Raw genomic sequence first — 1,964 nt, 5'->3', positions numbered from 1 at the left:
GCCTGCGTGCGCTTGTTCTGGCGGTTGGTGATCAGGTCGTCGACCACGCCGGGGTCGGCGAGCGTCGAGGTGTCGCCGAGAGAGCCGAACTCGTCCTCGGCGATCTTGCGCAGGATGCGGCGCATGATCTTGCCCGAGCGCGTCTTGGGCAGGCCCGGCGCGAACTGGATCAGATCCGGCGAGGCGATGGGGCCGATCTCCTTGCGGACCCAGGCCACCAGCTCCTTGCGCAGCTCTTCGGAGGGCTGCTCGCCCGCCATGAGGGTCACATAGGCGTAGATGCCCTGGCCCTTGATGTCGTGCGGATAGCCCACGACGGCGGCTTCCGAGACCTTCGGATGGGCCACGAGGGCGGATTCCACCTCCGCCGTGCCCATGCGGTGGCCGGAGACGTTGATCACGTCGTCCACGCGGCCGGTGATCCAGTAATAGCCGTCCGCATCGCGGCGGCAGCCGTCGCCGGTGAAGTACTTGCCCGGATAGGTGGAGAAATAGGTCTGCACGAAGCGCTCATGGTCGCCGTAAACCGTGCGCATCTGGCCGGGCCAGGAATCGGCGATCACGAGGTTGCCTTCGCAGGCGCCCTCCAGGACCTTGCCGTCCGCATCCACCACTTCCGGCTTCACGCCGAAGAAGGGGCGGGTGGCCGAGCCGGGCTTGAGCTTCGTCGCGCCCGGCAGCGGCGTGATGAGGATGCCGCCGGTCTCGGTCTGCCACCAGGTGTCCACGATGGGGCAGCGGCCGTCGCCGACCACGCGGTGATACCATTCCCAGGCTTCCGGATTGATCGGCTCGCCCACGGAGCCCAGCAGGCGCAGCGACTTGCGGGAGGTCTTCTTCACCGGCTCCTCGCCCGCCTGCATGAGGGAGCGGATCGCGGTGGGCGCGGTGTAGAAGATGTTCACGCTGTGCTTGTCGATGATTTCCCAGAAGCGGGAGATCGACGGATAGGTGGGAACGCCTTCGAACATGAGCGTGGTCGCGCCGTTCGCGAGCGGCCCGTAGAGAATGTAGGAATGGCCCGTCACCCAGCCCACGTCGGCGGTGCACCAGTAGATGTCGCCGTCGTGATAGTCGAAGACGTATTGATGCGTCATCGCCGCATAGACGAGATAGCCGCCGGTGGTGTGCAGCACGCCCTTCGGCGTGCCGGTGCTCCCCGAGGTGTAGAGGATGAACAGCGGATCCTCGGCGTTCATCCCCTCGTAGGGGCAATCGTCGGAGACCATGCTGGCCGCCTCGTCGAAATAGACGTCGCGGCCAGGCACCATGTTGACGGCCCCGCCGGTGCGGCGCACGACCAGCACGTGGTCGACCACGCCTGGGCCGACCGTCTCGATGGCGGCGTCCACGTTCACCTTGAGCGGGACTTTACGCCCGCCGCGCAGGCCCTCGTCGGCAGTGATGACGAAGGCGGACTTGGCGTCCTGGATGCGGCTTGCGAGCGAATCCGGCGAGAAGCCGCCGAACACGACGGAATGGATGGCGCCCAGTCGCGCGCAGGCCAGCATCGCATAGGCCGCTTCCGGGATCATCGGCATGTAGATCGTGACGCGGTCGCCTTTGCCGACGCCGCGGTTGCGCATGATATTGGCCATGCGGCACACCTGCGCGTGCAGCTCGCGGTAGGTGATCTTCTTCGATTCGGACGGGTCGTCGCCTTCCCAGATGATCGCGACTTGGTCGCCGCGGGTGTGCAGGTGCCGGTCGACGCAGTTATAGGCCACGTTGGTGATGCCGTCCTCGAACCAGCGGATCGAGACGTTGCCGGGGCCGAAATGGGTGTTCTTGATCCGGGTCGGTTCCTTGAACCAGTGGATCCGCTTGGCCTCCTCGGCCCAGAAGGCGTCCGGGTTCTTCACCGAAGCCTCGTATTTCGCGCGATAGCCGGCAGCGTCCAGATAGGCGCGGTGGGTCCATTCGGACGGGACGTCGTAGATCTTCTCTTCCATGGCGCTTCTCCC

1 protein-coding gene is annotated in these 1,964 nt (G+C 65.8%); it reads right to left on the bottom strand.

Annotation, left to right across the window (positions count from 1 at the left end):
• Positions 1-1,952: acetate--CoA ligase (acs, locus tag ACS5Q0_RS27395; protein WP_473129775.1), on the bottom strand; the 1,952-nt coding region annotated here is incomplete at its 3' end.
• Positions 1,953-1,964 lie beyond the last annotated feature (12 nt).

The sequence above is a fragment of the Microvirga sp. HS2 genome (assembly GCF_055792805.1).
Note: the sequence above shows the minus strand (reverse complement) of the source record. Positions and strands in the feature narration are given on the sequence as shown.